Source organism: Micromonospora maritima, assembly GCF_902825405.1.
Classification (GTDB): domain Bacteria; phylum Actinomycetota; class Actinomycetes; order Mycobacteriales; family Micromonosporaceae; genus Micromonospora; species Micromonospora maritima.
Map to the genome: position 1 here is coordinate 1 of NZ_CADEAU010000677.1, position 2424 is coordinate 2424.

Below are 2424 nucleotides of genomic sequence, written 5' to 3' on the forward strand. Positions count from 1 at the left end.
CGGGGGCGTGGTCGGGGTCGCCGGCCGCGCCGGCGCCCGGGCGGGCTCGTCGGGCGGAGTGGGCGAGGGTCTCTGGCGTGGGTCTCGTCATGGCGGTTCAGGCCTTCGGCTGTGAGTGGGTGACGCGGTTGTCAGGATGGGACGCGGGCGTCCCGGCGATGGTCCGACGGCAACAAAAAAGCCCACGTGCAGGATGCACGGGGCCAGCGCACTCTCGGTGGGAGAGTGCGCTCAGGTAAGTACTCGCAGCGACCGGTTCGACGACATGCGGTCAAGCCTGACGCATCTCACGCGATGAGTCAACTGATCCCACATTCTGGTTCACGGACGTGGGCGTGTCGCCCGCCGGCGCCCCTTCCGCGCCGGTTGCCACCTGCGCGGATCCCTCCATCGGGGGACGCGGGGCGGGCGGGTTGTTCCGCAGCCGGGGCAGCAACGGCGACGGGGAGCGCACCGGCGGGGGCGGCGGCGCGGGCGGGATCGGGGTGGGCCGGTTGCCGGGCGCGGTGGCCGCCTCCAGCATCGCCTCCAGGTGCTCGGCGGGCACGCCCCAGCCGAAGAGCGCGCCCTGGCCGAACCGGCAGCCGGCCGCCACCACGGCGGCCAGCTCGGTCGGGTTGGTGACGCCCTCGGCGATCACCTCCAGCCCGAGCTGGTGGCCGAGGCGCATGACGATGTCGACCATCGGGGCGAACGCCGGCCCGTCCCGGCCGATCGGCCGGACCGGCTCGTGCTCGGCGACCAGACTGTGGTCGATCTTGAGGATGTCGATCGGCAGGCGGCGCAGCTGCCCGAGCGAGGAGTAGCCGGCGCCGAAGTCGTCGAGCGCGATCCGTACGCCGGTCAGCCGCAGCGCGGTCAGCCGCCGGATCAGCTCGTCCAGGTCGGTGGCGACGGCGTGCTCGGTCACCTCCAGCACCAGCCGCTGCGGCGGCACGTGGTGCGCGCGCAGCGCGTCGGCGACCTGGACCACGTACTCCGGGGCGTGCAGCTCGCGTGGCGAGACGTTCACCGACACCCAGACGTCGTGCCCGTCGGCCAGCCACCGGGAGAGCTGGTAGCAGGCCTGGTGCAGCACCCAGGCGCCGAGCTTGGCGATCATCCCGCACTCCTCGGCGAGCGGGATGAACTCGTCCGGCCGGACGTTGCCCAGCTCCGGATGGTGCCAGCGCAGCAGCGCCTCGGCGCCGACCGGACGCACCGAGGGCAGCGACGCCACCGGCTGGAAGACCAGCCGCAGCTCGTCGCGCTCGATCGCGCCGCGCAACTCGTGCTCCAGCCGGGTGCGCCGGCTCAGCAGCTGGTCGTACGTGGCGTCGTAGCGCTCGATCCGGTTCTTGCCGCGCTGCTTGGCGTAGCGCAGTGCCAGGTCGGCGTTGCGCAGCAGCAGTTCGACGTCGTGGTCGCCGCGACTGCCGGCCACGCCGATGCTGACCGAGAGGAAGACCGGCCCGTCCGTCTCCTCGTACGGCCGGCCGAGCACCCCGAGCAGCCGGTCGGCCACCGGCCCGGGCTCGGCCGACCCGTGCATCAGCACCGCGAACTCGTCGCCGCCGAGCCGGGCGGCCAGGTCGCCCGGGCGCAGGTTGCCGCGCAGCCGCCGACCCACCTCGGCCAGCACCGCGTCGCCGACGTCGTCGCCGCGCATGTCGTTGACGTTCTTGAAACCGTCCAGGTCGAGCCCGAGCAGCACGCAGGGCGTGCCCGCCTCGGCGCAGCGGTGCAGGGCGCGCAGCAGCCCGCGCCGGTTGGCCAGGCCGGTGAGCGGGTCGGTGTGCGCCAGCTCGCGGAAGTGCGCCTCCCGCTCGGCCAGCCGGACGGCGTAGCCGCGGACGTCGTTGAGGGCCAGGTACTGCCGGGTCACCAACGCGAACCCCTCGACGCTGCCGGCCACGATGCCGTAGCCGTCGAACCGGCCGCCCTGCAACAGGTGGTACATCGCGGAGGCGGCGATGGCGAACATCGGCACGAAGGCGTACTCGCCGTCGCGGCGGATGAGGTCGACGTCGAGCTGCGTCAGGTCGGCCCGGCGCCCGGCGACGGCGGTGGCCAGCAGGCCGGCGGCGGTCGTGGCGGCGCCGGCCAGCAGCATGCCGGGCCCACCCTGGCAGAGCCCGGCGGACACGCCCAGCCCGCCGACCGTCACCGCGATCGCCCCGGCCCCGAGCAGGGTCAGCCAGCGACGCGGTCGGGCGACGCGCAGCACCAGGATGAGCGTCAGCCCGGCGGTCAGCGCCGCGCTGACCGTGGCCAGCAGGATGGGCAGGCAGGCGGCCGGGGCGGTGGCGCCGAGCAGCCGGGTCGGCTCGCTCACCGCCACCCAGCCGACGAACCAGAGCGCGGTGGCCATGATCAGGCCGTCGAGCAGCAGTCGGGCGGTGGCGGCCCGGGTCGCGGCCGCGCCGGGCAGCCGGAGCAGGGCCG

1 protein-coding gene is annotated in these 2424 nt (G+C 74.5%); it reads right to left on the minus strand.

All coding sequences use genetic code 11. The annotated features are described in order from the left end of the window. Positions 1-271 precede the first annotated feature (271 nt). Positions 272-2424, minus strand: a 2153-nt coding sequence (locus HUW36_RS30930) for a putative bifunctional diguanylate cyclase/phosphodiesterase (RefSeq protein ID WP_174531317.1), incomplete at its 5' end; no start/stop codon positions are given.